This window comes from Frondihabitans sp. PhB161 (assembly GCF_003814635.1).
GTDB lineage: Bacteria > Actinomycetota > Actinomycetes > Actinomycetales > Microbacteriaceae > Frondihabitans.
The window spans coordinates 355,234-377,100 of sequence record NZ_RKQW01000002.1 but is presented as its reverse complement, the minus strand read 5'-3'; the positions used below and the strand labels follow the sequence as shown (position 1 = coordinate 377,100).

Annotated in this window: 25 protein-coding genes; 10 read left to right on the top strand and 15 right to left on the bottom strand. The window is 68.1% G+C overall.

All coding sequences use genetic code 11. From position 1 onward, the window contains the following. The first annotated feature begins 86 nt into the window (after positions 1–86). Complete coding sequence (locus EDF39_RS10485) at positions 87–683, top strand: LON peptidase substrate-binding domain-containing protein (protein WP_123942886.1); 597 nt, start codon at positions 87–89, stop codon at positions 681–683. Positions 684–879: 196 nt separating this feature from the next. Here EDF39_RS10485 and EDF39_RS10480 read toward each other — a convergent pair whose 3' ends face one another. Both EDF39_RS10480 and EDF39_RS10475 read right to left on the bottom strand, forming a co-directional pair. Further along, entirely contained in the window at positions 880–1,347 is a 468-nt protein-coding gene (locus EDF39_RS10480; RefSeq protein ID WP_123942884.1) for a MarR family winged helix-turn-helix transcriptional regulator, read from the bottom strand. Positions 1,348–1,356: 9 nt separating this feature from the next. After that, on the bottom strand, positions 1,357–2,112 hold the full coding sequence (locus EDF39_RS10475) for an SDR family NAD(P)-dependent oxidoreductase (protein ID WP_123942882.1): 756 nt from the start codon (positions 2,110–2,112) through the stop codon (positions 1,357–1,359). Between the two features lie 196 nt (positions 2,113–2,308). Here EDF39_RS10475 and EDF39_RS10470 point away from each other — a divergent pair, with 196 nt between their 5' ends. Further along, on the top strand, positions 2,309–2,566 hold the full coding sequence (locus EDF39_RS10470; protein ID WP_055963154.1) for a DUF6458 family protein: 258 nt from the start codon (positions 2,309–2,311) through the stop codon (positions 2,564–2,566). Between the two features lie 8 nt (positions 2,567–2,574). Here EDF39_RS10470 and EDF39_RS10465 read toward each other — a convergent pair whose 3' ends face one another. Genes EDF39_RS10465 through EDF39_RS10455 form a run of 3 tightly spaced genes read right to left on the bottom strand, consistent with a single transcriptional unit; the run spans position 2,575 to position 5,482 of the window. Further along, a complete protein-coding gene (locus EDF39_RS10465; protein WP_123942880.1) occupies positions 2,575–3,369 on the bottom strand; it encodes an alpha/beta fold hydrolase in 795 nt (264 codons plus the stop codon). 59 nt (positions 3,370–3,428) lie between these two features. Then, entirely contained in the window at positions 3,429–4,472 is a 1,044-nt protein-coding gene (locus tag EDF39_RS10460) for an iron chelate uptake ABC transporter family permease subunit (RefSeq protein WP_233573074.1), read from the bottom strand. Further along, positions 4,469–5,482 (bottom strand): iron ABC transporter permease, encoded by a 1,014-nt coding sequence (locus EDF39_RS10455; RefSeq protein ID WP_123942878.1) that lies wholly within the window; start codon positions 5,480–5,482, stop codon positions 4,469–4,471. The genes EDF39_RS10460 and EDF39_RS10455 overlap by 4 nt, the downstream gene beginning before the upstream one ends. A gap of 116 nt (positions 5,483–5,598) precedes the next feature. On the opposite strand from EDF39_RS10455, the gene EDF39_RS10450 reads away from it, so the two are divergent. Continuing rightward, positions 5,599–6,552, top strand: a complete 954-nt coding sequence (locus EDF39_RS10450; RefSeq protein ID WP_233573075.1) for an iron-siderophore ABC transporter substrate-binding protein — start codon at positions 5,599–5,601, stop codon at positions 6,550–6,552. Positions 6,553–6,583: 31 nt separating this feature from the next. Here the strand turns inward: EDF39_RS10450 and EDF39_RS10445 are convergent, their stop codons facing one another. Continuing rightward, on the bottom strand, positions 6,584–6,838 hold the full coding sequence (locus tag EDF39_RS10445) for a hypothetical protein (RefSeq protein ID WP_123942874.1): 255 nt from the start codon (positions 6,836–6,838) through the stop codon (positions 6,584–6,586). A 195-nt stretch (positions 6,839–7,033) separates the two neighbouring features. On the opposite strand from EDF39_RS10445, the gene EDF39_RS10440 reads away from it, so the two are divergent. Further along, on the top strand, positions 7,034–7,666 hold the full coding sequence (locus tag EDF39_RS10440; protein ID WP_123942872.1) for a helix-turn-helix domain-containing protein: 633 nt from the start codon (positions 7,034–7,036) through the stop codon (positions 7,664–7,666). A gap of 67 nt (positions 7,667–7,733) precedes the next feature. Then, complete coding sequence (locus tag EDF39_RS10435) at positions 7,734–8,414, top strand: SDR family oxidoreductase (protein ID WP_123942870.1); 681 nt, start codon at positions 7,734–7,736, stop codon at positions 8,412–8,414. Here the strand turns inward: EDF39_RS10435 and EDF39_RS10430 are convergent. Together EDF39_RS10430 and EDF39_RS10425 are read right to left on the bottom strand one after the other, a co-directional pair. After that, complete coding sequence (locus EDF39_RS10430) at positions 8,411–8,734, bottom strand: hypothetical protein (RefSeq protein ID WP_123942868.1); 324 nt, start codon at positions 8,732–8,734, stop codon at positions 8,411–8,413. The two genes, EDF39_RS10435 and EDF39_RS10430, sit on opposite strands and share 4 nt — an antisense overlap. Positions 8,735–9,065: 331 nt before the next feature. Then, positions 9,066–9,554, bottom strand: coding sequence for a DUF1877 family protein (locus EDF39_RS10425; RefSeq protein ID WP_055963127.1), 489 nt, complete (start codon positions 9,552–9,554; stop codon positions 9,066–9,068). 210 nt (positions 9,555–9,764) lie between these two features. Here EDF39_RS10425 and EDF39_RS10420 point away from each other — a divergent pair, with 210 nt between their 5' ends. Continuing rightward, positions 9,765–9,950, top strand: a complete 186-nt coding sequence (locus EDF39_RS10420; protein WP_055963125.1) for an HPF/RaiA family ribosome-associated protein — start codon at positions 9,765–9,767, stop codon at positions 9,948–9,950. Between the two features lie 118 nt (positions 9,951–10,068). Then, on the top strand, positions 10,069–10,356 hold the full coding sequence (locus EDF39_RS10415; RefSeq protein ID WP_123942866.1) for a hypothetical protein: 288 nt from the start codon (positions 10,069–10,071) through the stop codon (positions 10,354–10,356). A 200-nt stretch (positions 10,357–10,556) separates the two neighbouring features. On the opposite strand, the gene EDF39_RS10410 is transcribed toward EDF39_RS10415, so the two are convergent. Continuing rightward, the gene (locus EDF39_RS10410; protein ID WP_123942864.1) at positions 10,557–11,573 is read right to left on the bottom strand and encodes a bifunctional methionine sulfoxide reductase B/A protein; all 1,017 of its coding nucleotides are present in this window, start codon (positions 11,571–11,573) and stop codon (positions 10,557–10,559) included. A gap of 90 nt (positions 11,574–11,663) precedes the next feature. Between EDF39_RS10410 and EDF39_RS10405 the strand changes: the two genes are divergently transcribed. Further along, positions 11,664–13,274: an ABC-F family ATP-binding cassette domain-containing protein gene (locus tag EDF39_RS10405; RefSeq protein ID WP_123942862.1), complete on the top strand. Its 1,611-nt coding sequence runs from the start codon at positions 11,664–11,666 to the stop codon at positions 13,272–13,274. Further along, positions 13,271–14,167, top strand: a complete 897-nt coding sequence (locus EDF39_RS10400) for an NAD-dependent epimerase/dehydratase family protein (RefSeq protein ID WP_123942860.1) — start codon at positions 13,271–13,273, stop codon at positions 14,165–14,167. The genes EDF39_RS10405 and EDF39_RS10400 overlap by 4 nt, the downstream gene beginning before the upstream one ends. A gap of 146 nt (positions 14,168–14,313) precedes the next feature. Here the strand turns inward: EDF39_RS10400 and bla are convergent, their stop codons facing one another. From bla to EDF39_RS10385, 3 genes are read right to left on the bottom strand one after another with little or no spacing between them, the layout of a single operon-like run. Next, on the bottom strand, positions 14,314–15,294 hold the full coding sequence (gene bla, locus EDF39_RS10395; protein WP_123942858.1) for a class A beta-lactamase: 981 nt from the start codon (positions 15,292–15,294) through the stop codon (positions 14,314–14,316). Beyond that, positions 15,291–15,974, bottom strand: coding sequence for a response regulator (locus EDF39_RS10390; RefSeq protein WP_123942856.1), 684 nt, complete (start codon positions 15,972–15,974; stop codon positions 15,291–15,293). Before EDF39_RS10390 ends, bla begins: the two co-directional genes overlap by 4 nt. Continuing rightward, the gene (locus tag EDF39_RS10385; protein ID WP_123942854.1) at positions 15,971–18,514 is read right to left on the bottom strand and encodes an ATP-binding protein; all 2,544 of its coding nucleotides are present in this window, start codon (positions 18,512–18,514) and stop codon (positions 15,971–15,973) included. Before EDF39_RS10385 ends, EDF39_RS10390 begins: the two co-directional genes overlap by 4 nt. 97 nt (positions 18,515–18,611) lie before the next feature. Between EDF39_RS10385 and deoC the strand changes: the two genes are divergently transcribed. Beyond that, positions 18,612–19,298 (top strand): deoxyribose-phosphate aldolase, encoded by a 687-nt coding sequence (deoC, locus tag EDF39_RS10380; RefSeq protein WP_055963109.1) that lies wholly within the window; start codon positions 18,612–18,614, stop codon positions 19,296–19,298. Between the two features lie 40 nt (positions 19,299–19,338). On the opposite strand, the gene EDF39_RS10375 is transcribed toward deoC, so the two are convergent. The 3 genes from EDF39_RS10375 to EDF39_RS10365 form a co-directional block, all read right to left on the bottom strand. Continuing rightward, positions 19,339–19,923: a type 1 glutamine amidotransferase domain-containing protein gene (locus EDF39_RS10375; RefSeq protein WP_055963106.1), complete on the bottom strand. Its 585-nt coding sequence runs from the start codon at positions 19,921–19,923 to the stop codon at positions 19,339–19,341. Between the two features lie 112 nt (positions 19,924–20,035). Then, a complete protein-coding gene (locus EDF39_RS10370) occupies positions 20,036–20,917 on the bottom strand; it encodes an ABC transporter permease (RefSeq protein WP_123942852.1) in 882 nt (293 codons plus the stop codon). Next, positions 20,907–21,866 carry an ATP-binding cassette domain-containing protein gene (locus tag EDF39_RS10365; RefSeq protein ID WP_199726190.1) on the bottom strand — a complete coding sequence of 320 codons (960 nt, stop codon included), beginning with the start codon at positions 21,864–21,866 and terminating at the stop codon, positions 20,907–20,909. The genes EDF39_RS10370 and EDF39_RS10365 overlap by 11 nt, the downstream gene beginning before the upstream one ends. Position 21,867: the final 1 nt, after the last annotated feature.

The following is a 21,867-nucleotide window of genomic DNA, read 5'->3' as shown; positions in this document are numbered from 1 at the left end:
GCTTCAACAATTAGGCCTCTCTCGAGGTGTGGACGACCGCTCTCTGGGCACCTGCCGACACTCCGCCCGCGGTGCTTCACTGAGGTATGGCCGTCTCACCGATGTTCCCGCTCGGATCAGTGCTGTTCCCCTTCATGCCAATCCAGCTGCGGATCTTCGAGCCGCGGTATCTCACGTTGGTCGGCCGCTTGCTCGACGAGGAGGAACCCGAGTTCGGCGTCGTCCTCATTGAGCGCGGATCAGAGGCCGGGGGTGGCGACCAGCGCGCCTCGGTCGGGACGATGGCGCGTCTCGTGAGCGCCGCCGCGGGTGCCGACGACCTGTTCATCGTCGGCCTGGGGACCAAGCGGTTCACGGTCGAGCGCTGGGTCGACGAAGACCCGTACCCGCAGGCCGAGCTCTCGATGCTTCCCGATCTCGAGTGGTCCGAGAAGCTCGCACCCCTGCGGGACCAGGCCGAAGCAGTGGTCCGCCGCTTGATCACCCGAGCCGCGGGGCCCCTGTCGGATGACGACATCGAGCTGTCGGACGATCCCGTCGCCGCCGTCTGGCAGCTTGCGGCGATCGCCCCGCTGGGTGATTACGACAGTTACACCCTGTTGAGGTCGACGACGCTGGGGGGTCTCTTGCGTCAGCTGATCGATCTTGCCCTCGAGGCCGAGGAGCTCTGGTCCGCCGAGTGAGACTCTTCTCCTTCGCACCATCTCGGGGATCCGCGTCTCTTGAGGACGACAGGGGCGTCCTCTGGAAAGGAGCCGCGCGATGCTGAGCCGGAAAAACGACGCCGGTCGTCATTCCAGCAAGGAGATCGGTCAGTAAACGTTCCTTCGAGAAGGAGCACTGGCCCGACGTTCCTCTCGAAAGGATCAGCAACCGGAGCTAAGCGCCAGCCGAACCAGGCCCCGCCATGTGCTCGACGAGCCGCTGCGTCGCCTCTCGCAGCACGCGTCGCGCCACCTCCAGGTCAGCGGCATCGACACCGTCGAACGACAGAGCCGTCGCACGCCCCACAGGATCCGGAAGCTCGGCCCACAGCGCACGCCCGGCGTCGGTGATGCTCAGGATGCGCTGCCGCTGGTCGACCTCGTCGGCCACCTGCGCCACGAGTCCCTTGCGCACGAGCGTCGCGACGACGCCGCTGAGGGTCGCTCGCTCGATGTTCAGCAGCTGGCTCAGGTCGCGCTGTTTCGTCGCGCCGACATTGGCGAGCTGGTACAGCACGTACCACTGGGTCGGCCCGAGGTCGTGCTCGCGCAGAACCGACTCGATCAGAGCACGGGAGGTGAGGTAGTACTTCTTCGCCCACGCTCCGACCGAGTCGTGTTGGTCTTGGGGTTCGTCAGGCACCCGACATGGTTACCACGGAATCGTGGCGTCCTCCCAGCGGGTGAAGGTGCCGGTCGGGTCGTTCGGCCCGAACAGGGCGACGCGGACGACCTCGCGCGAGCCGTCTTCGACGGATTCGGTGCCGGCGAAGTTGTTCAGCGCCGTGCTCGTGAAACCGGGCGAGACCAGGTTGACCTTGATGTCGGTGCCCTCGAGCTCGATCATCATCGCCAGGGTCATCGCGTTTAGGGCCGCCTTGGAGGCGGGGTAGACCGGGCCGAAGATGGCGCGGTACGGGAAGCTCGGGTCGGCGTTCGACGCCAGCGAGCCGACGCCGCTCGACACGTTCACGATGCGGGCATCGATACCGTCGCGAAGCAGCGGCAGCATCGCCTGGTAGACCGCGACGACGCCGAAGACGTTGACCTCCCACACCGCTCGGATCTCGTCGAGCGACGCCTGGCTGGCCGTCGACTGCGCCGCGTTCTGCTCCGGGGTGAGGCCCGCACCGAGGGTGTTCGAGATTCCGGCGTTGTTGACGAGAAGGTCGAGGCGGCCGAAGCGCTCGCGGATGGTGCTGGCCGCGGATTCGATGGACGCAGGATCCGTGACGTCCAGCTGGATCGCGATGGCTCCGCTTCCGATCTCGGCCACCGCCGCTTCGCCTTTCGCCAGATCACGTGACCCGACCAGCACGGTCACCCCGTGCTCGGCGAGCTCTTTCGCCACCTGCTTGCCGACTCCCTGATTTGCTCCGGTGACCAGTGCGATGCGTTCCGTGGGCATGGCGCCCTCCTTCATGTTCGACGATAATTCGTTTGCTACCTTGCAATTATTGTCAGGTAGCAAACGAAACGTCAAGTCCCCCGAGAGCTAGGGGGCCGGGCTGCTCAGCAGCGCGCGTGAGTGGGCGCGGAGGGCCGTGCCCCGATAGGTTTCCTCTGAACCTCGAAATCGAGGTCACCCCGACGAAAGGAACACCATGAGTCTCGGCGGAGGAATCTTCCTGCTCGTTATCGGCGCCATTCTGGCGTTCGCCGTCGACTTCACGGTCGCCGGCGTCAACATCCACCTGATCGGCTACATCCTGATGGCCGCGGGAGCGCTGGGGATCATCCTCGGAATCGTGCTTCTCAGCCGTCGCCGCCAGGTGACCACCACCTCGCGCTCGGGCATCGACTCGGCAACGGGCGAGCGCGTCACGCGCCGTTCGACAGAAGATGGCGGCCCGCTCGTCTGAGTGACCTGCTAGACGGCGACGAAGTCGCGGATCGCCTCGCGCCACCCGGCCAGCTCGGGTGGTGACGAGGCGATTCGCATCTCGGCATTCGGCAGGCGTGACGCCAGGATCTCGGCCGTCGACACGGGGTGCCCGGGGTCGGTAGCCCAGGGCAGAAGCAGCACGGGAAGGTCAAGCGCCCGGAGGCCGTCGGGTGACGGCAGATCGGACGAGCCCGCTCCGCGAAAGATGGACGCCGCGAGCTCTGGTCGGACATCGGGTTCCGGCGGGTAGCCGGCGACGTCGCGGAACAGCTCGGGGACAGGCGCTGCCGCCATCATCCCGGCCAGCACGCCGGTGCCGCGCGCATCCACCAGGTCGGCCATCTGGCGGTAGACGTCTGTCTGCCCGGCCCGCGTCGCCCAGGCGGTCGGCGGTGCGGTGAGCACGAGGCGGCTGAAGCGCTCCGGCCGTCTGAGCGCGGCGAAGAGCAACGTTGCCGTCCCCATCGACGTGCCGATGCCGGCGACGGGCTCGTCGGGCGAGAACGTGTCGAGCAGTTCGAGTAGATCGTCGGCGAGCGACGACCAGGTGTACGAGGCCGGGTCGGCAGCGCCGGTCGACTCGCCATGACCGCGAGCGTCGTAGGTGACGAGCCGGTTGGTGTCGACGACGCCGGACAGATCGGGGACGCCGAGTCGAGACACTTGCGCTCGGCTGCCCGAAAGACCGTGGGTGTAGACGGCGGTGGGGCCGGATCCTTGTTCCGAGAACGCGATCGTCGCGCCCTGCAGCTCGATCGTTCCCCGCGTGGTGTCAGCCATGTCGCCCTCTCGTGGTCTCGATCAGGCTAGACCCGCACGGGATCTCGAGGGCACTGCGGTCACGCGTCGGCGGTTTTCGCGAAACCGACCATCCACAGCAGGTAGAAGCCGCCGAGGGCCGAGCAGACGAGCCCGACCGGAATCTGGAACGGACCGAGGATCCGCTGCGCCGCCAGATCACTCGCCGCGAGGAGGGCAGCCCCCATCACCCCCGACGGGAGAAGGCCGACCGACGAGAAGCCTGTCGCGGCACGGGCGAGACGCGGTGCTGCCAGGGCCAGGAATCCGATCGGACCGGCGGTCGAGACCGCCGCGGCCGCCAGGATCGTTCCAGCCGCGACCATGGTCAGCTTCTGCCGTCGGGTGCGCACCCCCAGGCCGGTGGCGAGATCGTCGCCGAGTTCGAGGATCCCTGCCGGGCGGGCAATCGTGACCACGACGACCGACGCGACGAGCAGACAGGCGGCGAGAGGGACGGTTCGATCCCAGGTGATCAGGTTGAGGCTGCCGTACTTCCACGCTCGCGCCGCCTCGGCCGATTCGAGGGGGGCCCGGCTGATCACGTAGTCGTTGACCGATGCGAGCAGCGCGGCGACGGCGATGCCGCCCAGGATGAGGCGGTCGCCCGAGAAGCGTCGTGCCGCGGCGAAGAGGGTGACGACGGTGGCGCAGGCCAGACCTCCGACGATCGTTCCCCCGGCGATCGACAGGGCCGACGGCGACGGGGTCAGGAGGATGACGACGAGCCCGCCGGTGGCCGCCCCGGTCGTGAAGCCGATGATGTCGGGGCTGCCCAGCGGGTTGCGTGAGACGCTCTGGAAGAGCGCCCCCGAGACGCCGAGGCAGCACCCCACGAGGAGTGCGGCCACAGCGCGGGGCAGGCGCTGCTCGACGACGAGATAGCGGGCGGTTGCGGTTCCGCCGCCCGTGAGGGCATCGACGACACCGGACAGCTCGAGCCGGTATGTGCCGGTGGCCACCGACAGCGCTGCAATCGCCAGTGCGACGAGCGCGAGGATCCCGGTCACGCCGATCACCCTCGGCCGAATGACCACCGACAGGCCGCCGATCCGCACAGCACGGCGGCGGGAGAAGCCGCTCACGAGGCTCGCCGCGCGATGAGAAAGAGCAGCACGGGTGCGCCGAGGAACGCCGTGACGATACCCGCCTCGATCTCGCCCGGAAACGAGATGATGCGGCCGACGATGTCGGCGGCGAGGAGGAGCGCGGGCCCCAGGACGAGGCTCGAGACCAGGATCCGACGCTGGTCGGCTCCCCAGATCAGCCGACTGACGTGAGGAACGACGAGCCCGATGAACGAGATCGGGCCGACCGCCGCGGTCGCCGCCCCGCACAGCAGCGTCACCGACAGCACGGCGGCTCCGACCGCGAGGCGAACAGGGATGCCGAGGGATGTCGCCTGCTCGGTTCCCAGCGTCAGTACATTCAACGTGCGCCCGGACAAGAGCGCGAGAGCGAACCCGAGCGTCAAGAACGGCGCGACGGTGCCCACGACGTCCATGCCTCGCGACGTCAGCGACCCCACCACCCACGAGTTGAAGGTCGTGAAAGCGGTGGCGTCGCGCAGGATCACGATCCCGGTCAATGCGCTCAGGCTCGCCCCGAGAGCGACACCGGCGAGCAGCAGCCGAGTCGGGGAGGCCCGGGATCGGCGAACGGAGATGACGAATACGAGGAGCGCTGCGCCGGCGGCGCCGACGAGAGCGAACCAGGTGGAAGCGAGAGCCGAACCGCCGCCGAAGACCGCTATTCCGGTCACGACCGCGAGAGCGGCACCAGCGTTGATGCCGAGCAGACCCGGTTCGGCCAAGGGGTTGCGAGTCAGGGCTTGAATGACGGTTCCCGCGACAGCAAGGGCTGCTCCGATCAGAACAGCGAGCAGGGTGCGGGGGAGGCGCAACTGCCAGACGATGATCGACGCCGACGTCGAGTCGTGGGCCAGGAGGCCCCGCATCACCTGCCCGGGGCCCAGCTCGCCCGATCCCACTAGGAGACTCGCGACGGCGAAGCCGATAGCGAGTGCCCCGAGGGAAACGATGCGGATTGCCGCCCGAGGAGGGCCCGAGGCGGGGCGAAGGCGTTCGTCAGACATCACGAGTAATTAGGATAGCCTAAGCTAACTTCATGATGAAAAGAACGACCTCACCTGTTGCCATAGTCCTTGCAGTCGTCACGGCAGCGACACTCTCTCTCAGCGGGTGTGCGCAGGTGTCTGGCGCTTCCGCCACGAGCGAGAAGTCGGCCGCGACGCAGGGCGATGGCTCATGGTCGACGCCGCGCACCATGCCCGCAGGGAAGGGCAGCGATGCCGACGACGGGGTCTTTCCTCGAACGGTCGCCCACTTCGAGGGCTCCACCACCATCCCATCGGCGCCGAAGGAGATCGTCGTGATCTCGACCGGGCAGGCGGACGCCCTGCTCACGCTGGGGCTCACTCCGGCTGCCTCGACCTCGGGCGACGGTGCCGACCTCGTCCCCGCGTACCTCACCGAGGCGTTCCCGGCGAAGGCCGCGCAGCTGGCCGATGTCGTCGACGTCGGCAACCGCTTCGAACCCAACCTCGAAGCGATCGCGAACGTCGACCCGGATCTGATCCTCATGAACATTGCCGGGAAGGATGCGGCCGGCCTGTACGCCGGTCTCACCGCCATCGCCCCGACCGTCGCTACGCAGGGAACGGGAAAGTACTGGAAACAGGACTTCCTTCTCCTTGCCGATGCCGTCGGTAAAACGCAGCAGGCCGAGGCGTGGCTGACGGACTACCAGGATGACGCCGCCGCCTTCGGTCGCAGCGTCGACGGTGATCCGGCCGTCTCGTTCCTTCGAAAGAGTGCCGATCGCACCCGGATCTTCGGTGTCGCCTCGTTCAGTGGCTCGGTCGCCGAAGACGCCGGACTCGCTCGCCCGTCGACCCAGGCGTTCACCGACGACACCTCGGTCGATATCTCCGCCGAACAGCTGTCGCAGGCCGACGGTGACTGGGTGTTCTACGGCGTCCAGGGTGGCGACGAGACCGAACTCACCGGCTTGCCGCTCTGGCCGACCCTCACTGCGGTGTCGGCGGAGCGCGCTGTCGCGGTCGACGACGACACGTTCTTCTTGAATGTGGGCCCGACTGCGGCCCGTGCCGTGCTTCAGCAACTGAAGAAAACGCTGGGGTAGATCGTCACGACGTCGTCGCAGCCTGCATTACCTACCCGGTCCAGTCGGTCGGCACCTGTCGCAGAGTGGACCGGGACGCGACGGATGCCGTCTTCCAGGAGGCGAGGTAGGTGCGAATCGACTCCGCAGCGCTTCTCAGCTGGTCGGGCGGCCCCGGGTGGGCCATTCGGTATTCCAGATGGGTGTGGTCGCGGGCGATATCGCAGGTGCACGACACGCGGATCGGCTGCCCGGTAGCCAGGCTGCGGAACACCTCGGCGTGAGGCGGATGGCGGTGTGGGGTCATTTCACCGCGCTCGATTCTTGCGCGCTCATATCTGTGGGCTCATTTCTCCGCGCTCATATCTTCGGGCTCATTTCTCACGAGGAGTCGCCGCGCTGAATCGCCGCAGTTATCCCAGACGATCGTCTGACATAGATGATCGTATAGTGAGGGACCGGGAATCGAAAGACCCGGAGCAGCGCTCGTCTGAGGGGTTCCATGAATCAACGCCAAGCAGGAATGGCTCGCGCTCGACAGGAGATCGTCGAGGCGGCCGGTGCCGAATTCGCGGCGCACGGGTACGAGGGCACGTCGTTCTCGGGTGTTGCCGCGGCGATGAACAAGCCGAAGTCGGCCATCGGCTACCACCTCTTCCCGTCGAAGCACAGTCTCGCCGTGGCTGTGATCGCCGATCAGCAGGCTCGATGGCAGCGCTTCGACGACGCGATCCCGGCATCGCGAGGCGTCGAGAAGCTCGCGACCATGCTGCTGTCGTCGGCGCTCAACGCTCAGGAGTGCCCGGTCGCCGCCGGATCGATTCGTCTCCTGCACGAGTTGCGACGGGCAGACATCGAGGTGCCCGACGGGTACGACTGGTACCGCTTCGCCCGCGACCAGATCGAGGCCGAACTCGACGGGTCGCGATCCTCGCCTCTCGGTGATTCAGAGGCCGCCGCACAACTCGTCATCAACGCCACCTTCGGGGTGCTCGGCGCCCTCCCGACTCCGGGTGGCCCGGGTGTCGAGGCGCGTCTCAAGGCCCTATGGGTTCCCCTCTTCCAGTCCATCGGGATACCCGACGCCGAGAGCGTCGTGTCTGGCATCACGCCGCTCGCTTCCGAGCGCCCCTAACCAGGCCTGGAGGGCGAGTCGCCCCCGGGCCAGGCATTCCGTCACCGCAGCGGGTACCGTGCGGGCAATGACAGACATCAGCGGTGCGGTTGTTCTCGTGGTCGGAGCGTCGGGAGGCCTCGGGTCGCGAATCTCGCGGGAGCTTGCCGAGGCGGGTGCGGTCGTCGTACGCGGTGGCCGGACCGCGGAACGTCTCAGCGGCGACGGCGCCTACCTGGCCGACCTTCGATCGCCCGAGGGGGGAGCCTCGCTGGTCGCCGCGGCCCTCGAGGCCCACGGGCGGCTCGACGGCGTCGTGGTGGCCGCTGGCGTGGTCGCCTTCGGCCCGGCGGGCGAGATCGACGACGCCACCCTCGACGAATTGATCGACGTGAACCTCCAGGCTCCGATTCGGCTCATCAGGGCGGCGACGCCGGCGCTCGCCGAATCGGCGAAGGCGGGCGGTTCACCGTTTATCGTCACGCTGAGCGGCATCGTCGCCGAGGTTCCGACGGCGGGCATGGCTGCCTATTCGGCGGCGAAGGCGGGCCTCGCGGCGTTCATGACCGCCGCCTCTCGCGAGTATCGGCGCCAGGGCATCCGGCTGCTCGACGCCCGGCCCGGCCATATTGGCACCGAACTCTCTCAGCACCCCATTGCTGGCACTGCTCCCGCTCTGGGCGCCGGGTTCGATCCCGATGACGTGGCGAAACGCATCGTCCGGGCGATCGCCGAAGACGAGAAGGATCTGCCTAGCTCGGCGTTTTAGCCCGGTTCGGCGTTGTCATGCTCAGCAGCCGCCTGCTCAAGCGCCGCCTTCCGTTTCTTCCTCGTCAGCCGCTCCGGGGGCCGGTCTTCGAATTGACAGCGCTTCCAGACCTTCCACCAGGGCACGCGACGCCAATAGACGATGTCGGCGTATTTCGGCACGGTGTCGTGCACTGATAGTCGGAACTCCCTCATGGTGCACTCGGGGATGTTGTTCAATTCCACTTTTGCGAGCTCGGCGATCCATCCAGGGAGTGGTTTATTCAAAGCCTTACAGACCGTCACGGCGAGCTGCGCGTCGGCTATCTCCCATGCTTCCATCAAGGGGCCTCCTCTTCTTGTAGTGTATTTAGCACCCGTTCTATAAGCACTAAATCGTAGCTCGAAACCGACGCGGGAGGCTGAGGATGGTCTGATTCGTGGGCGCTGTCGACGAACGTCCGCAAGGCGAAGCGCCCGACAGATCGAGCGCTTGCCCTATCGTGCCAGCACTGATCGAAGGCCCATTTCATTCGCCGCCAGAGCTCGTCGCTCCGGTCGGCGCGCCAGTGCAATGTGGCAGTCAGAGCCACTCCGACGAACGCGAGGCCGGCAACCCCGACCGTTATGAGCTGCGTCGTTCCGAATACCCACGGATCGGTGGCCATGAAGGTCAGCCGATCGTGTAGATCACGCCGTAGCCGGCCTCCGCGCAGGCGGCCGTGAACTTCTGCGCTTCTGCCAGGAAGTGCCCGACGTAGCTCGTGTAGTCGCGGATCCGGCCCGTCTCACGCACATGGCTTCGCCCACCATCGACGTACATGGCGAGGACATCGACCTTGTCGAAGCGTGCGATCTGGGTCGCGACGGTCGCGACCTGCTCCGGAGTGAGCACGGCGTAGTGCGGCTGATAAGCGAAACCGCTGTCGTAGTGGACGTTGCCGCGAACGAGATCCATTCCCCACTCGGCCGGTGAGCAGTGCGGCACCGTGAAGAGCTCCTGGAGGTCGCGCCACGATTTGTCGAGGTCGAGGCGCAGCTGCTCGTCGTACGGTTTGTCGTCGTCGACGAGGGGATGCGAGTTGAGGTAGCCGACCGGGTCGCGGCGGGCGAGATCGATGTCGGAGGCGAGGATCGGATAGGCGTAGTAACGAATTCCCATGCCGAAAATCCTGACGACCCGTGACGGATCCTGCGGGCGTTCTCCACAGGGTGCAACGCGGAGAACGCAAGCGGCCGCTGGGGAGACGAGGACGCATGAGCCGCTCAGGCACACATCGGTACCGAAAGCAATGGGTCAGTTCACGTTTCTCGGTTTGGGCTCGAACGGGCACACTTCTCTTAGACACCACCGACCTAGGAGGGCCGCCCAGTGTTCCACGTTGAAATCCAGGCGCGTCTTGCCAACGGCGCTGTCATGAACGTCTCGGCGACGAGCGAAGATCGCCGCACTGCTATCCGTCGCGCGCTCGACTCGATGCCCCTCGGCAGTGTCGCGGTCAGCACGGTGGTCACGTCGTCGTCTGAGCAGTCGCGCCTTTTCGCTCCGTTGAGCTGAGCCCAGGTCGGCGCTGCAAGAACGGCTCCGCGCCGAGATCGCGGTAATGGTCGCCGCCACCCGACCTCAACTGCGATCTCGGCGGCCCGAGCGAACCAGCCCGGCCTACGCTCGGCCTATGCCGCACATCGTCTACTCCGGTCAGAAAATCGCCATCAGCGACGCCCAGCTCGTCGAGGTCAAAGACGGTTTACGCCACGCAGCAGCCGCCGGTGAGCCCGCCGAATTCGACCTCATCGATGCCGAGGGCAACGCGACGTGGGTGCTCTGGACCCCCGGCGCGCCCATCGTCGTGAACGACGGCGAGATTCCGCCGCTTCCCGAGATCCCCATGCCCGACTTCTCGTCGCTCGGTCTGCCGGGATTCGGCGAGCCGCAGCAGCAGCAGCGCCGCGTCGGCTTCTAGCTGACCAGGGCGCAGGATCCGGCGGAGCCGCGCTCCACACCGGGCCCTGGCGCACGAAAGGCACTGGCGCGCGAAAGGCCCTGCCGCGCGAAAGGCCCTGCCGCACAAAAGGCCGGATCGCATGCACCTCGCAAGGTGATGCGACCCGGCCTCGTCGGTGCCGGCGCTGGTCTCAGCGCCTAGAAGCGACTACGCGGCGACTACGCGGCGTTCCGCTGCGGCAGACGCCAGTTCGGCCGCACGAAGTGGCACGTGTAGCCGAAGGGGTCTTTCTCGAGGTAGTCCTGGTGCTCTTCCTCAGCCTCCCAGAACGGTCCGGCGGCGGTGACCTCGGTGACGACCTTGCCCGGCCAGAGGCCCGACTCGTTCACGTCGGCGATGGTGTCGAGTGCGATGCTCTTCTGCTCGTCGGAGGTGTAGAAGATCGCCGAGCGGTAGCTGTCTCCGACATCGTTGCCCTGGCGGTTCTTCGTCGACGGGTCGTGGATCTGGAAGAAGAACTCCAGGATCTCGCGGTACGACGTCACCGCGGGGTCGAAGACGATCTCGACGGCCTCGGCGTGGCCGGTGTGGTTGCGGTACGTGGCGTTCTCCACCGAGCCGCCGGAGTAGCCGACGCGCGACGAGATGATGCCGGGCCGGCGGCGGAGCAGCTGCTGCGCGCCCCAGAAGCAACCACCGGCGAGGAGGGCGGTCTCGGTCGTGGCGGGAGCCGGATCCTGGTGTGCTGCCGTGTCTGTTGCGGCACTGGTGTCGGTCATGGGGTTCTCCTTCGGTGTGAACAGGGCTGAGTAGGCGCCGTACCCCTCGGTCTCGAGCGAGTCGGCGGGGACGAAGCGGAGGGCGGCGGAGTTCAGGCAGTAGCGGTCGCCGCCGGTCGCGAGCGGGCCGTCGGGGAAGACGTGGCCCAGGTGGCTGTCGCCCGAGGCCGACCTGACCTCGGTGCGCTTCACGAACAGCTTGCGATCGGTCTTGGTGGTGACGCTCGCGGGCTCGATCGGCTTGGTGAAGCTCGGCCAGCCGGTGTGGCTGTCGTACTTGTCAATGGACGAGAAGAGGGGCTCGCCGGTGACGACGTCGACGTAGATGCCGTCGTCGTGGGTGTCCCAGTACTCGTTGCGGAACGCGGGTTCGGTGCCGTTCTTCTGAGTGACGCGATACTGCTGCGGCGTCAGCTTCTCGAGAGCTTCGGGGGTCTTGCGGTAGTCGTTCGACACGGTGCCTCCTTGTGTCTGTCGGTCTACACGCCCCAACGCCGAGGGCGCCCAGAAAGTTCCCGCGCAGGCGCTCCTGTCAGACTGTCGCCTATGAGCCTCATCCGTCTGAACGACGTCTCCGTCCGCTTCGAGAACCGTCCCGTGCTGCGAGAGGCTTTCCTGAAGCTCGACTCCGGTGACCGGATCGGCCTGATCGGGCGCAACGGCTCGGGCAAGACGACGCTGCTGAAGCTGATTCTCGAGCAGGTCGAACCCGACGAGGGCTCGGTCACTGTCGAGCAGGGTGTGAAGGTCGGCTACTTCTCGCAGTTCTCCGAGCTCGACGGCACGCTCACCATCGTCGCCGAGCTGGAGGCCCTCTTCGCCGACATCCGCGCGATCGAGGCCGAGCTGGCCACCATCGACGAGCGGATTGCCGTCGTGGCGATGGATCCCGACGGCGGTGACGAGCTGACCGCGCTGATCGAGCGCCAGTCCGAGCTCTTCGCCGAGATGGATCGCCTCGATGGCTGGGAGTACGGCCGCCGCATCGACACGGCGCTCAGCGTGCTCGGGTTCAACGACGCGCACCGGACGAGCGCGATCGACGACCTCTCGGGCGGGTGGCGCAACCGGGCGGCCCTGGCGAAGATCGTGCTGCAGGATCCTGACGTCCTTCTCCTCGACGAGCCGACGAACTTCCTCGACGTCGCGGGCGTGGAGTGGCTCGAGGCCTGGTTCCGCGACTTCAAGGGTGCCGCCATCGTGGTCTCGCACGATCGGAGCTTCCTCGACGCGATCGCGACCCGCATCGTCGAGGTCGAGAACTTCCACCTGCACGAGTACCCCGGCAACTTCGGCGAGTACATCGTGCAGAAGCAGTTCCGGCTGAAGACGCTCGAGCAGCAGTTCGCTCACGAGTCGGAGTTGCTCGCGTTCGAGTCGGAGGGGATCTCTGACCGTCGCGAGGCGGTCAAGGCGGCGAAGGCCGGTACAGGGCTCTCGAAAGAGCTCTCGAAGATCAAGAAAGCTCGCACGCCGCGACCCGTCGACCAGATCATCACCGAGATCTACGGCGGCCTGCACGTCAAAGACGTCCTCGGTCGCATCGAGGGGCTCGCGAAGAGCTACGGCGATCGAACGCTGTTCGAGGGCGTCTCGTTCGAGGTGCGGCGACGCGATCGCATCGTGGTGCTCGGTTCGAACGGCTCGGGCAAGAGCACGCTGCTGCGCGTGTTGACGGGTGACGAGAAGGCCGACAGCGGTTCGGCGAACTGGGCCGCCGGAGCGAAGGTGGTCTCGTACAACCGCATGCTCGACGAGCTCGACGGCGACGACACGGTCACTCACGCGGTCAACGCGATGCCCGACAGTCTCGCGCTGACCGCCACGCGCAAATCGGTGGGCCGCTTCTTGACGATGTTCCAGTTCTCGGAGGCCGACCTGCAGAGCCGCATCCGCACCCTCTCGGGAGGCCAGCGGGCGAGAGTCGCGATGGCCCAGTGCCTGCTGTCGGGCGCGTCGGTCCTGCTCCTCGACGAGCCGACCAATCACCTCGATCTCGCCAGCACGCAGGTGATGGAGCGGGCTCTGCAGCACTTCCCGGGCGCCGTCATCGTCGTCAGCCACGATCGTTTCTTCGCCGACAAGGTCGCCAACCGTCGCCTCGTCTTCGGCGCCGACGGGGCCGCCGCCTCCGAGCTCGAGATGAGCGCCGCATGAGCGACTCGTCGCACCGTTTCCCGGGCGCTGCTGCCTGGCGAACGGCAATCATCGCAGGATCCGGCGACCTCGGCACCGAGGCCGGCCTTCGATTCGCTGACCGAGGCCTGCGAGTGGTCGGAATCCGACGCCAGGCCGACCTGCTGCCCGGCTCCTTCGACCGGCAGAGCCTCGACCTCTCCGTCGACGCACCCGTGATCCCGGCGGATACCGCCGTGGTCGTCGTCGCGCTCGCCGCCGGCAGCCGAGACCCCGACGTCTATCGCGTCACCTATCTCGACGGGCTCCGGCACGTGCTCGACGCCGTCGCCGCCTCGGGGGCGTCGCCGCGGATCGTGTTCGTCTCCTCGACGGCCGTCTACGACGTGGCCGACGGCAGCGTGGTCGATGAAGACACCCCGGCCACGGCGTCGGGCCCCACCGCCGCGATCCTGCTCGAGGCCGAGCAGCTGCTCGCCTCCCGGTCCGCCGCGTCGGGCTGGAAGTCCGTCTCCCTCCGCCTCGGCGGCATCTACGGACCCGGCCGCGAGCGTCTCATCGACCAGGTGCGCCAGGGCGCGCACGCCCCGCGCAACTCGCCGCACACGAACCGCATCCACCGCGACGATGCGGCGGCGGCCATCGTGCACCTCGCCCTCGACGTTGCCACGCCTCCTCCGGTCGTGCTGGGGGTCGACGACGAGTCGGCGCCCCTCTCCGACGTCCTGCGCTTCATCGCTGCCGAGCTTGACGTCGACGAACCGAGCGAAGGAGCCGAGATGGCCAGGGGAGCAGCCGGAGACAAGCGCTGCGACAACGCCCTCCTGCATTCCACGGGATTCGAGTTCGCCTACCCGACCTATCGCGAGGGCTACCGCGCTGTGCTCGCGGGTGACGGGGTGAGGCACCCCTAGGTCCGGGGCGTGCTTCGGCCGCCGGCTGTCAGGCCGCCGGGCCGCCAATTTGCGAGTGATCTCAAATCTCGGCCGCGCGGATCCGGGCGAGCGTGGTGGCGATAGGCCGAATCGCTCTCAAATTGGCGGCCGGGCCGGCAGCGGGACTACTCGAGCGCGCCCACCACGACGCGAGTGGCGTCGGCCAGCAGCCCGTCGTCGCTCGTAGCGTCGACCGTGCCTCGATCGCTGAGCAGCGCGATGACGATTGGCGCGCGCCCCGGCGGGTAGGCGACGGCGATGTCGTTGCGCGTGCCGTACGACGCATTGCCGGTCTTGTCAGCGATCTTCCACGTCGAGGGCACTCCCGCGCGGATCCAGGGCGCGCCGGTGGTGTTGCCGAGCATGAGGGTGGTCATCTCGGAGCGGCGCGGGGTAGCGAGCGCACCGCCGAGGAGGAACGAGCGGAGGTCGCCCGCGATGGCTGCGGGTGTCGTGGTGTCGCGCGGATCCTTGGGTATCGCCTCATTCACGCCGGGTTCGGGACGGTCGACCCTGGTAGTCGTGTCTCCGAGCGAGCGGAGCGATTCGGCCAGCCCGGCGGGGCCACCCAGCTGATCGAGCATCAGGTTGGCGGCGGTGTTGTCGCTGTACTGGAGAGCGGCGGCGATGATCTCGCGCACGGTCATGCCGCTGGCGACACGCTTCTCGGTGACGGGGGAGTAGTCGACGAGGTCGCTCTCCGTGTAGTGAATCGTGTGGTCGAGCTCGTCTTCGGTCGACTGTTTGAAGAGGATGCCGGCGGCCAGGGCCTTGTAGGTCGAGGCGAAGGCGAAGCGCTCGCCGGGGCGATAGGCGATGGTCGTCTCGCTGCCGGAGGTGGCGCTGGTGTCGACGGCGAAGACACCGAGTCGTGCGCCGTATTTGTTCTCGAGAGCGGCGAATGCGGCCCTCGTCGACGGAGTCGTCGTTGCCCGGGTCGGGGTCGGGGTCGGGCTCGGCGCGGTCGTGCCCGCCGCATCGGGTGCGGAGGCCGATACCGATGCCGGTTCGGTGCCGCTCCCACCCTGCCCACCCGCCGTGCAGCCGGTCAGCAGCACGGCCGCGACAAGAGCGCTGGCGGCGATCGCGCTGCTGCGCCGTCTCACGCGAGCCCCTGCGGCACGAATCGGTATCCCATGCCCTGCTCGGTGACGAAGTAGCGCGGGCTGGCCGGCACGGGTTCGAGCTTCTTGCGCAGCTGCGCGAGGTACAGGCGGAGGTACCCGGTGTCGCGGGCGTGCGACGGACCCCACACCTGGGTGAGCATGGCCTCCCGCGTGATGAGCCGGCCCGGGTTCTGCACGAGCAGCTCGAGCAGGCGCCACTCGGTCGGAGTGAGTCGAATCGCGCCGTCCGGCCCGGTGACGACGCGCGACGCCATGTCGATGGCGATGTCGCCGAGGCGCACGGTCGACGACTCGCTCGGCCCCGCGAGCCGACGGGTGAGAGCTCGGATGCGGGCCAGCAGTTCGTCCATCGCGAAGGGCTTCGTCACGTAGTCGTCGGCGCCCGCGTCGAGGGCGTCGACCTTGTCGGCGGCACCGGTGCGGCCCGAGACGACGAGGATCGGCACCTGCGACCAGCCCCGCAGCGCCTGAACGACCTGGACCCCGTCGAGGTGCGGCATGCCGAGGTCGAGCATCACGATGTCGGGGTGCTGCGAGATGGCCTGCGCGAGGGCGGCGGCGCCGTCGGCAGCGGTGACCACCTCGTATCCGGCGGCGCCGAGCGTGATTCGCAGGGCCCGGATGATCTGCGGGTCGTCGTCGGCCACGAGGATCTTCATGCGTCAGGCTCCTTTTCGCGGGCGGGCGAAGCCGAGGATCCGGGCCCACCGCCGCTCGACTCCGCGCCAGCCGCCACGGGAAGTGACACCACCATCGTGAGCCCACCTCCCGGTGTGTCTTCGGCGTCGAGCGTACCGCCCATGCCCTCGGCGAACCCCCGTGACAGCGCGAGCCCGAGCCCGAGCCCCGTGGTGTTGTCGGTGTCGCCGAGTCGCTGGAACGGAACGAACACCTCGTCTCGTCGCTCCTTCGAGATCCCCGGGCCGTGATCGGCGACCCGAAGTTCGACTCGTCCACCGAACTCGCTCGCCGCGACGCGGACCCTCGTCGACGGTGGTGCGTGGCGAATGGCGTTGTCGAGCAGGTTGACGACGATCCGCTGCAGAAGCACCCCGTCGGCGAGCGCCGGGGGGAGGGAGTCGGCCAGTCCGAGTTCGACCCGGTCGGGGCCGAGGCTCAGTTCGTCGAGTGACCCGAGAACCACGTCGTCGACGTCGACCGCCGCGAGTGACACCGCGAGGACGCCGGCCTGCACCCGCGACACGTCGAGCAGGTTGGTGACGAGGGTCGCGAGCGAGTCGAGGCTCTCGCTCGCGGTCGTGAGGAGTTCGTCGCGGTCGGCAGCCGACCACTCGACACCGGGGGAGCGGAGGCCCGTCACGGCGGCAGTGGCGGCGGCGAGCGGTCGACGGAGGTCGTGGCCGACCGCGGCGAGCAGCGCGGTGCGCATCTGGTCGGCCTGGGCGAGGGGGGCTACCTCGTCGGCCGCCTGCCGGAGGGCGGATCGTTCGAGGGCGGCGTCGACCTGAGTGGCGATGACGCCGAGCAGACGCTGTTCGGTGGCGGCGAGGGTGGGCCCGCGGAGCTCGAGCGAGCCGTGTGACCCGGCCGGCACCGTCGTGATCCGGTCGTCGCGGTCGGGCTGCCCGGACTCCGACACCACTTCGCCATCTGCGAGCACTCGCACGCTGGTGAGGCCGAAGACCTCGCGGGTGCGTGACACGAGGGCCTCGAGGGCGTCTTGGCCGCGCAGCACGCTCCCGGCGACGGTCGCAAGGAGCTCGGATTCGGCGAGGGCTCGGGCGGCAGATCGGGATCGGCGGGCCGCCTGGTCGACGACGTACGAGACGAGCAGGCCATTGACCACGTAGAGGCCCAGGGCGATGAAGTGCAACGGTTGATCGATCGTCACGCTGTGGATCGGTTGCACGAAGAAGAAATCCAGGGTGAGCCCGGAGAGCACGGCGGCGACGAGGGCCGGCCAGATGCCGCCGACGAGGGCGATCACGACGACGAGCAGCTGGTAGACGAGCACGTCGCTGGTGAGGGTGTCGTCGGAGCGGAGCGCCGTGAGGAGCCAGGTCACGAGCGGCCCGAGCGCGATCGTCAGGGCGAGGCCGATGAGCCGGCGCTGCAGTGTCAGAGCACCGCCGACGCGGGGGAGAGTGAACTGGCCGCCCGCGCGGGCGTGCGAGACGATGTGCACGTCGATGGCGCCGGATTCGCGGATCACCGTCGCGCCGATGCCGGGGCCCGACAGTGCTGCCGCGAGTCGCGAGCGTCGACTGACCCCGATCACGAGCTGGGTGGCGTTCATCGACTTCGCGAAGTCGACCAGGGCGCGCGGAACATCGTCGCCCATCACCTGGTGGTAGCTGCCACCGAGCTTCTCCGCGAGTGCACGCTGCGAGGCGAGCGCACCGGGGTGCGTTTCGGCGAGGCCGTCCTGCCGGCTGACGTGCACGACGATGAGATCGCCTCCTGCCGAGCGGGCGGCGATCCGGGCGCCGCGTTTGACGAGGGTGTCGCCCTCGGGGCCGCCGGTCAGGGCCACGACGACGCGTTCGCGGGTCTCCCACTTGCTGTCGATGCCGTGTTCGGCCCGGTAGGCCTTGAGCGACGACTCCACCTCGTCGGCCAGCCACAGCAGGGCGAGCTCGCGGAGGGCCGTCAGATTGCCGAGCCGGAAGTAGTTGGAGAGGGCGGCGTCGATGCGGGCGGCGGGATACACGTTGCCCTCGGCGAGGCGATCGCGGAGAGCCTGCGGGGCGAGGTCGATCACTTCGATCTGGTCGGCCGAACGGAGCACGGCGTCGGGGATCGTCTCGCGCTGCGGTGCGCCAGTGATCTGCTCCACTACGTCGCTCAGCGATTCGATGTGCTGCACGTTGACGGTCGAGATGACGTCGATGCCCGCTTCGAGCAGGTCGAGCACGTCTTGCCAGCGCTTCTCGTTGCGACTGCCCGGGGCGTTGGTGTGGGCGAGTTCGTCGACCAGGGCGAGGCTCGGGCGGCGAGCGATGACCCCGGCGACGTCGAGCTCGGTGAGCTCGACCCCGCGATGCCGCGAGACCACTCGGGGGAGGATCTCGAGTGAGTCGGTGAGAGCGGCGGTCGCAGCCCGGCCGTGCGTCTCGACGACAGCCACGATGACGTCACGCCCCTCGGCTTTCAGCCGTAAGCCCTCTTCGAGCATCGTGAAGGTCTTGCCGACACCGGGGGCGGCGCCGAGCAACACGCGGAGTTGCCCTCTCTTCACGCGTACCTCCGCCTCTCGTCGAACACCCACATGGTCAGCCCCCACGGTATCGGGCGGGGCGGATCCCCTTCGAATTCGAGGCGACTAGCCTGGTCTCATGCCCTCAGACATTGCACGCCTCATCGACCACACGCTGCTCAAACCGGAGGCGACCCGCGCCGACGTCGACGCCCTCATCGCCGAGGCCGCCGAGCTCGGCACCTACTCGGTGTGCGTCTCGCCCTCGATGCTGCCCGTCGTGATCCCCGAGGGGTCTGACCTCAAGGTCGCGGTGGTCTGCGGGTTCCCGAGCGGCAAGCACACCTCTGCGGTCAAGGCCGCCGAGGCAGCCGAGTCGGTCTCGCTCGGGGCCGACGAGATCGACATGGTGATCGACATCGGCGCGGCGAAGGCCGGCGACTTCGACAGCGTCGAGCGTGACATCGCCGCGGTTCGAGCCGCCGCGCCGGCCCCCACGGTCCTCAAGGTCATCATCGAGTCGGCAGCCCTGACCGACGATGAGATCGTCGCGGTCTCGAAGGCCGCCGAGAGCGCGGGCGCCGAGTTCGTGAAGACGTCGACGGGCTTCCACCCCACCGGCGGGGCCACCGAGCACGCTGTCGCGCTCATGGCCGCGACCGTCGCTCCGCGCCTCGGCGTCAAAGCTTCCGGTGGCGTCCGCAGCCTCGACGACGCCCGCCGGATGGTCGCCGCGGGCGCCACCCGCCTCGGGGTCTCGGGCTCGCGAGCGATGCTCGCCGCCGACGACACCGCGGGCGCAGGATCCGACACGGCCGGTTACTGAGACCCGTCGCGTCGGTCTGCCCCCGCTCGCCGACTCGCCTCTAGAGAACCGGCTGCTGCGGCGTCTCGAGCGACTCCAGCACCTTGTCGATCTCGCGCAGGAAGTCGGGGATGTCGTCCGGGTTCCGTGACGTGATGAGCGTCCACGAGCTCGAGTCGTCGCGCACCACCGACTGGTCGACCCAGTCGCCGCCCGCGTTCACGACGTCGGTGCGGAGCGACGGGAACGACGTGAGCTTTTTGCCCGACACGACCTTCGACTCGACGAGGGTCCAGGGCGCGTGGCAGATCGCCGCGATGGCGCCGTGGGCGTCGACGACGGATCGCACGATCTCGACGGCACGCTCGGACGTCCTGAGGGTGTCGGCATTGATGGTGCCGCCCGGGACGAGCAGAAGACCGTAGGCGGCGGGGTCGGCGTCGTCGAGGGTGATTGTCGGCGTGACCGATTGGCCCGGCTTCTTGTCGTCCACGAGGGTCTCGATCGGGTCGAGCGTGGTGGCGGCGATGTCGACGTGCGCGCCCGCCTGGCGCAGGTGCTCGACGGGCTTGACGAGTTCGTCCTGTTCGATGCCGTAGTTCGTGACGATGGCCAGAACGCGGCGGCCGGTGAGATCGGTGGTCATGAGGGGCTCCTTCCGGGCGTCGACTCCGACGACCCTTACGACCGTGACCGTAGTCTCGCCACGTCGTGCCGAGTCCAGCTTGCGGGGGACAGCGGCGCTCGCCGAGGTCGCCTCAGCTCAGGATGTCTTTGGTCGAGAAGCGACCCCACGCGAGAAAGCCGAAGACAACGATGTAGCCCGCTTGAAGCAGGGCGTTGTCGCCGAACGACTCCCACGAGAGCGGTGTGCGGAGGAGGTCGCCGAACTCGAGCCAGTGATCGGTGAAGAGCCACGGGTGGAGGAACTCCAGTTGGGGCAATGACCCGAGGATCTGCGCCACCGTCGACAGCACGATGGTCGCCGCCATGGCTCCGACGGGCACCGAGGTCAGCGTCGAGATGAAGAGACCGATCGCCGACAGCCCGAGCAGTGAGACGTTGACGTACAGGGCCAGGAGCAGCAGGCGGAGCACGTACTCGCCGAAGGAGACGGTCTGCCCGGAGAGAAGCGTGACCGGCCCCACCGGAAAGAGGATCGCCCCGATGATTCCGCCGACGACCACGACGACGAGGGTCGCGGTGAGGCAGAACAGCGCCGTCGCGAGGTACTTCACGACCAGCAGGCGCACGCGTCCGGCCGGGGCGACGAGCAGGTAGCGCAGCGTTCCGGCACCGGCCTCACCGGCGATCGTGTCGCCCGCGACGACGCCGACGGTGAGGGGCAAGAACAGGGGGATGGCGACCACGAGGGCCGTGAGCGAGACGAAGAGACCGTTCTGGGTGATGTCGCCGAGGAACGCCGGCCCGCCTCCTCCTCCGTCGGACGTCACCCGCACGGCGATCGCCAAGAGGATGGGGATGGCCGCCAGCGCGCCCAGCATGGCGATGGTCCGCACTCGACGGAAGAGCGTCCGGATCTCGGACCCGAGCAGCGCGAGCCCCAGCGAGCTTCCGCCCGCGGGTCGAGAGGCCGTCTTGTTCGGCGCGGTGCCAGCGGGCACGGTGTCATTCGGCAACGGCGAATCCCTCTCCGGTCAGGTCGACGAAGCGATCCTCGAGGGTCGCTCCCGACACCGAGAAGCCGCGCACGCGCACACCACCGGCGACCAGGGCCGCATTCAGGCGTTCCGGCTCCTGTTCGGTGGTCGGCAGCGCAGCAGAGACACCCGTCGGCAGGAGCTCGGGTTCGAGGCCGAGAGACGCAAGGATCCGCTGCGCCGCCTCGGCATCCGGTGTGACGACGGTGACGCGTTGCACACCCTGACGCCGCACGTCGTCGAGCGTGCCCTGAAGCAGCAGGCGCCCCGCACTCATCACGCCGACGTGCGTGCACATCTGCTCGATCTCGCTGAGGAGATGGCTCGACAAGAACACCGTGGTGCCGTCGGCGGCGAGAGAGCCGATGAGCGACCTCACCTCGCGCGTGCCCTGCGGGTCGAGGCCATTGCTCGGCTCGTCGAGGATGAGCAGGTCGCGCGGCATGAGTAGTGCGCCGGCGATTCCGAGCCGCTGCTTCATCCCGAGCGAGTAGGCGTGGGCCTTCTTGTCGGCGGCATGACCGAGCCCGACCCGGTCGAGGGCCTCGTCGACACGGGACTTGCGGGTCGCGCCGGGCGCATCACGGTCGGCCGTGTCGAGCCGGCGCAGATTGGCCCGACCGGAGAGGTAGGGCGCGAACGCGGGACCTTCGACCAGGGCGCCGACACGCGGCAGGACGCTTCGAAGATCGTCGGGCATGCGGGATCCTAAAAGCCGGATGTCGCCGCCGGTCGCCTGAGTCAAACCGAGGAGCATGCGGATGGTCGACGTCTTACCCGAGCCGTTCGGCCCGAGAAAGCCGTAGACGCTTCCGCGAGGCACCGCGAGGTCGACGTCGTGGACGGCCCGCTGGCGTCCGAAGGCCTTGGTGAGGCCCGTCGTCTCGATTGCGAGTTCGGTCGTCGCCACGAGGGGGTCGGCGGTCACG

Coding starts and splice junctions, on each gene's coding strand:
- EDF39_RS10485 (WP_123942886.1), top strand. CDS start 87: ATGGCCGTCTCACCGATGTTCCCGCTCGGATCAGTGCTGTTCCCCTTC.
- EDF39_RS10475 (WP_123942882.1), bottom strand. CDS start 2,112: ATGCCCACGGAACGCATCGCACTGGTCACCGGAGCAAATCAGGGAGTC.
- EDF39_RS10470 (WP_055963154.1), top strand. CDS start 2,309: ATGAGTCTCGGCGGAGGAATCTTCCTGCTCGTTATCGGCGCCATTCTG.
- EDF39_RS10465 (WP_123942880.1), bottom strand. CDS start 3,369: ATGGCTGACACCACGCGGGGAACGATCGAGCTGCAGGGCGCGACGATC.
- EDF39_RS10455 (WP_123942878.1), bottom strand. CDS start 5,482: ATGTCTGACGAACGCCTTCGCCCCGCCTCGGGCCCTCCTCGGGCGGCA.
- EDF39_RS10445 (WP_123942874.1), bottom strand. CDS start 6,838: ATGACCCCACACCGCCATCCGCCTCACGCCGAGGTGTTCCGCAGCCTG.
- EDF39_RS10440 (WP_123942872.1), top strand. CDS start 7,034: ATGAATCAACGCCAAGCAGGAATGGCTCGCGCTCGACAGGAGATCGTC.
- EDF39_RS10435 (WP_123942870.1), top strand. CDS start 7,734: ATGACAGACATCAGCGGTGCGGTTGTTCTCGTGGTCGGAGCGTCGGGA.
- EDF39_RS10430 (WP_123942868.1), bottom strand. CDS start 8,734: ATGGAAGCATGGGAGATAGCCGACGCGCAGCTCGCCGTGACGGTCTGT.
- EDF39_RS10425 (WP_055963127.1), bottom strand. CDS start 9,554: ATGGGAATTCGTTACTACGCCTATCCGATCCTCGCCTCCGACATCGAT.
- EDF39_RS10415 (WP_123942866.1), top strand. CDS start 10,069: ATGCCGCACATCGTCTACTCCGGTCAGAAAATCGCCATCAGCGACGCC.
- EDF39_RS10405 (WP_123942862.1), top strand. CDS start 11,664: ATGAGCCTCATCCGTCTGAACGACGTCTCCGTCCGCTTCGAGAACCGT.
- EDF39_RS10400 (WP_123942860.1), top strand. CDS start 13,271: ATGAGCGACTCGTCGCACCGTTTCCCGGGCGCTGCTGCCTGGCGAACG.
- EDF39_RS10390 (WP_123942856.1), bottom strand. CDS start 15,974: ATGAAGATCCTCGTGGCCGACGACGACCCGCAGATCATCCGGGCCCTG.
- deoC (WP_055963109.1), top strand. CDS start 18,612: ATGCCCTCAGACATTGCACGCCTCATCGACCACACGCTGCTCAAACCG.
- EDF39_RS10375 (WP_055963106.1), bottom strand. CDS start 19,923: ATGACCACCGATCTCACCGGCCGCCGCGTTCTGGCCATCGTCACGAAC.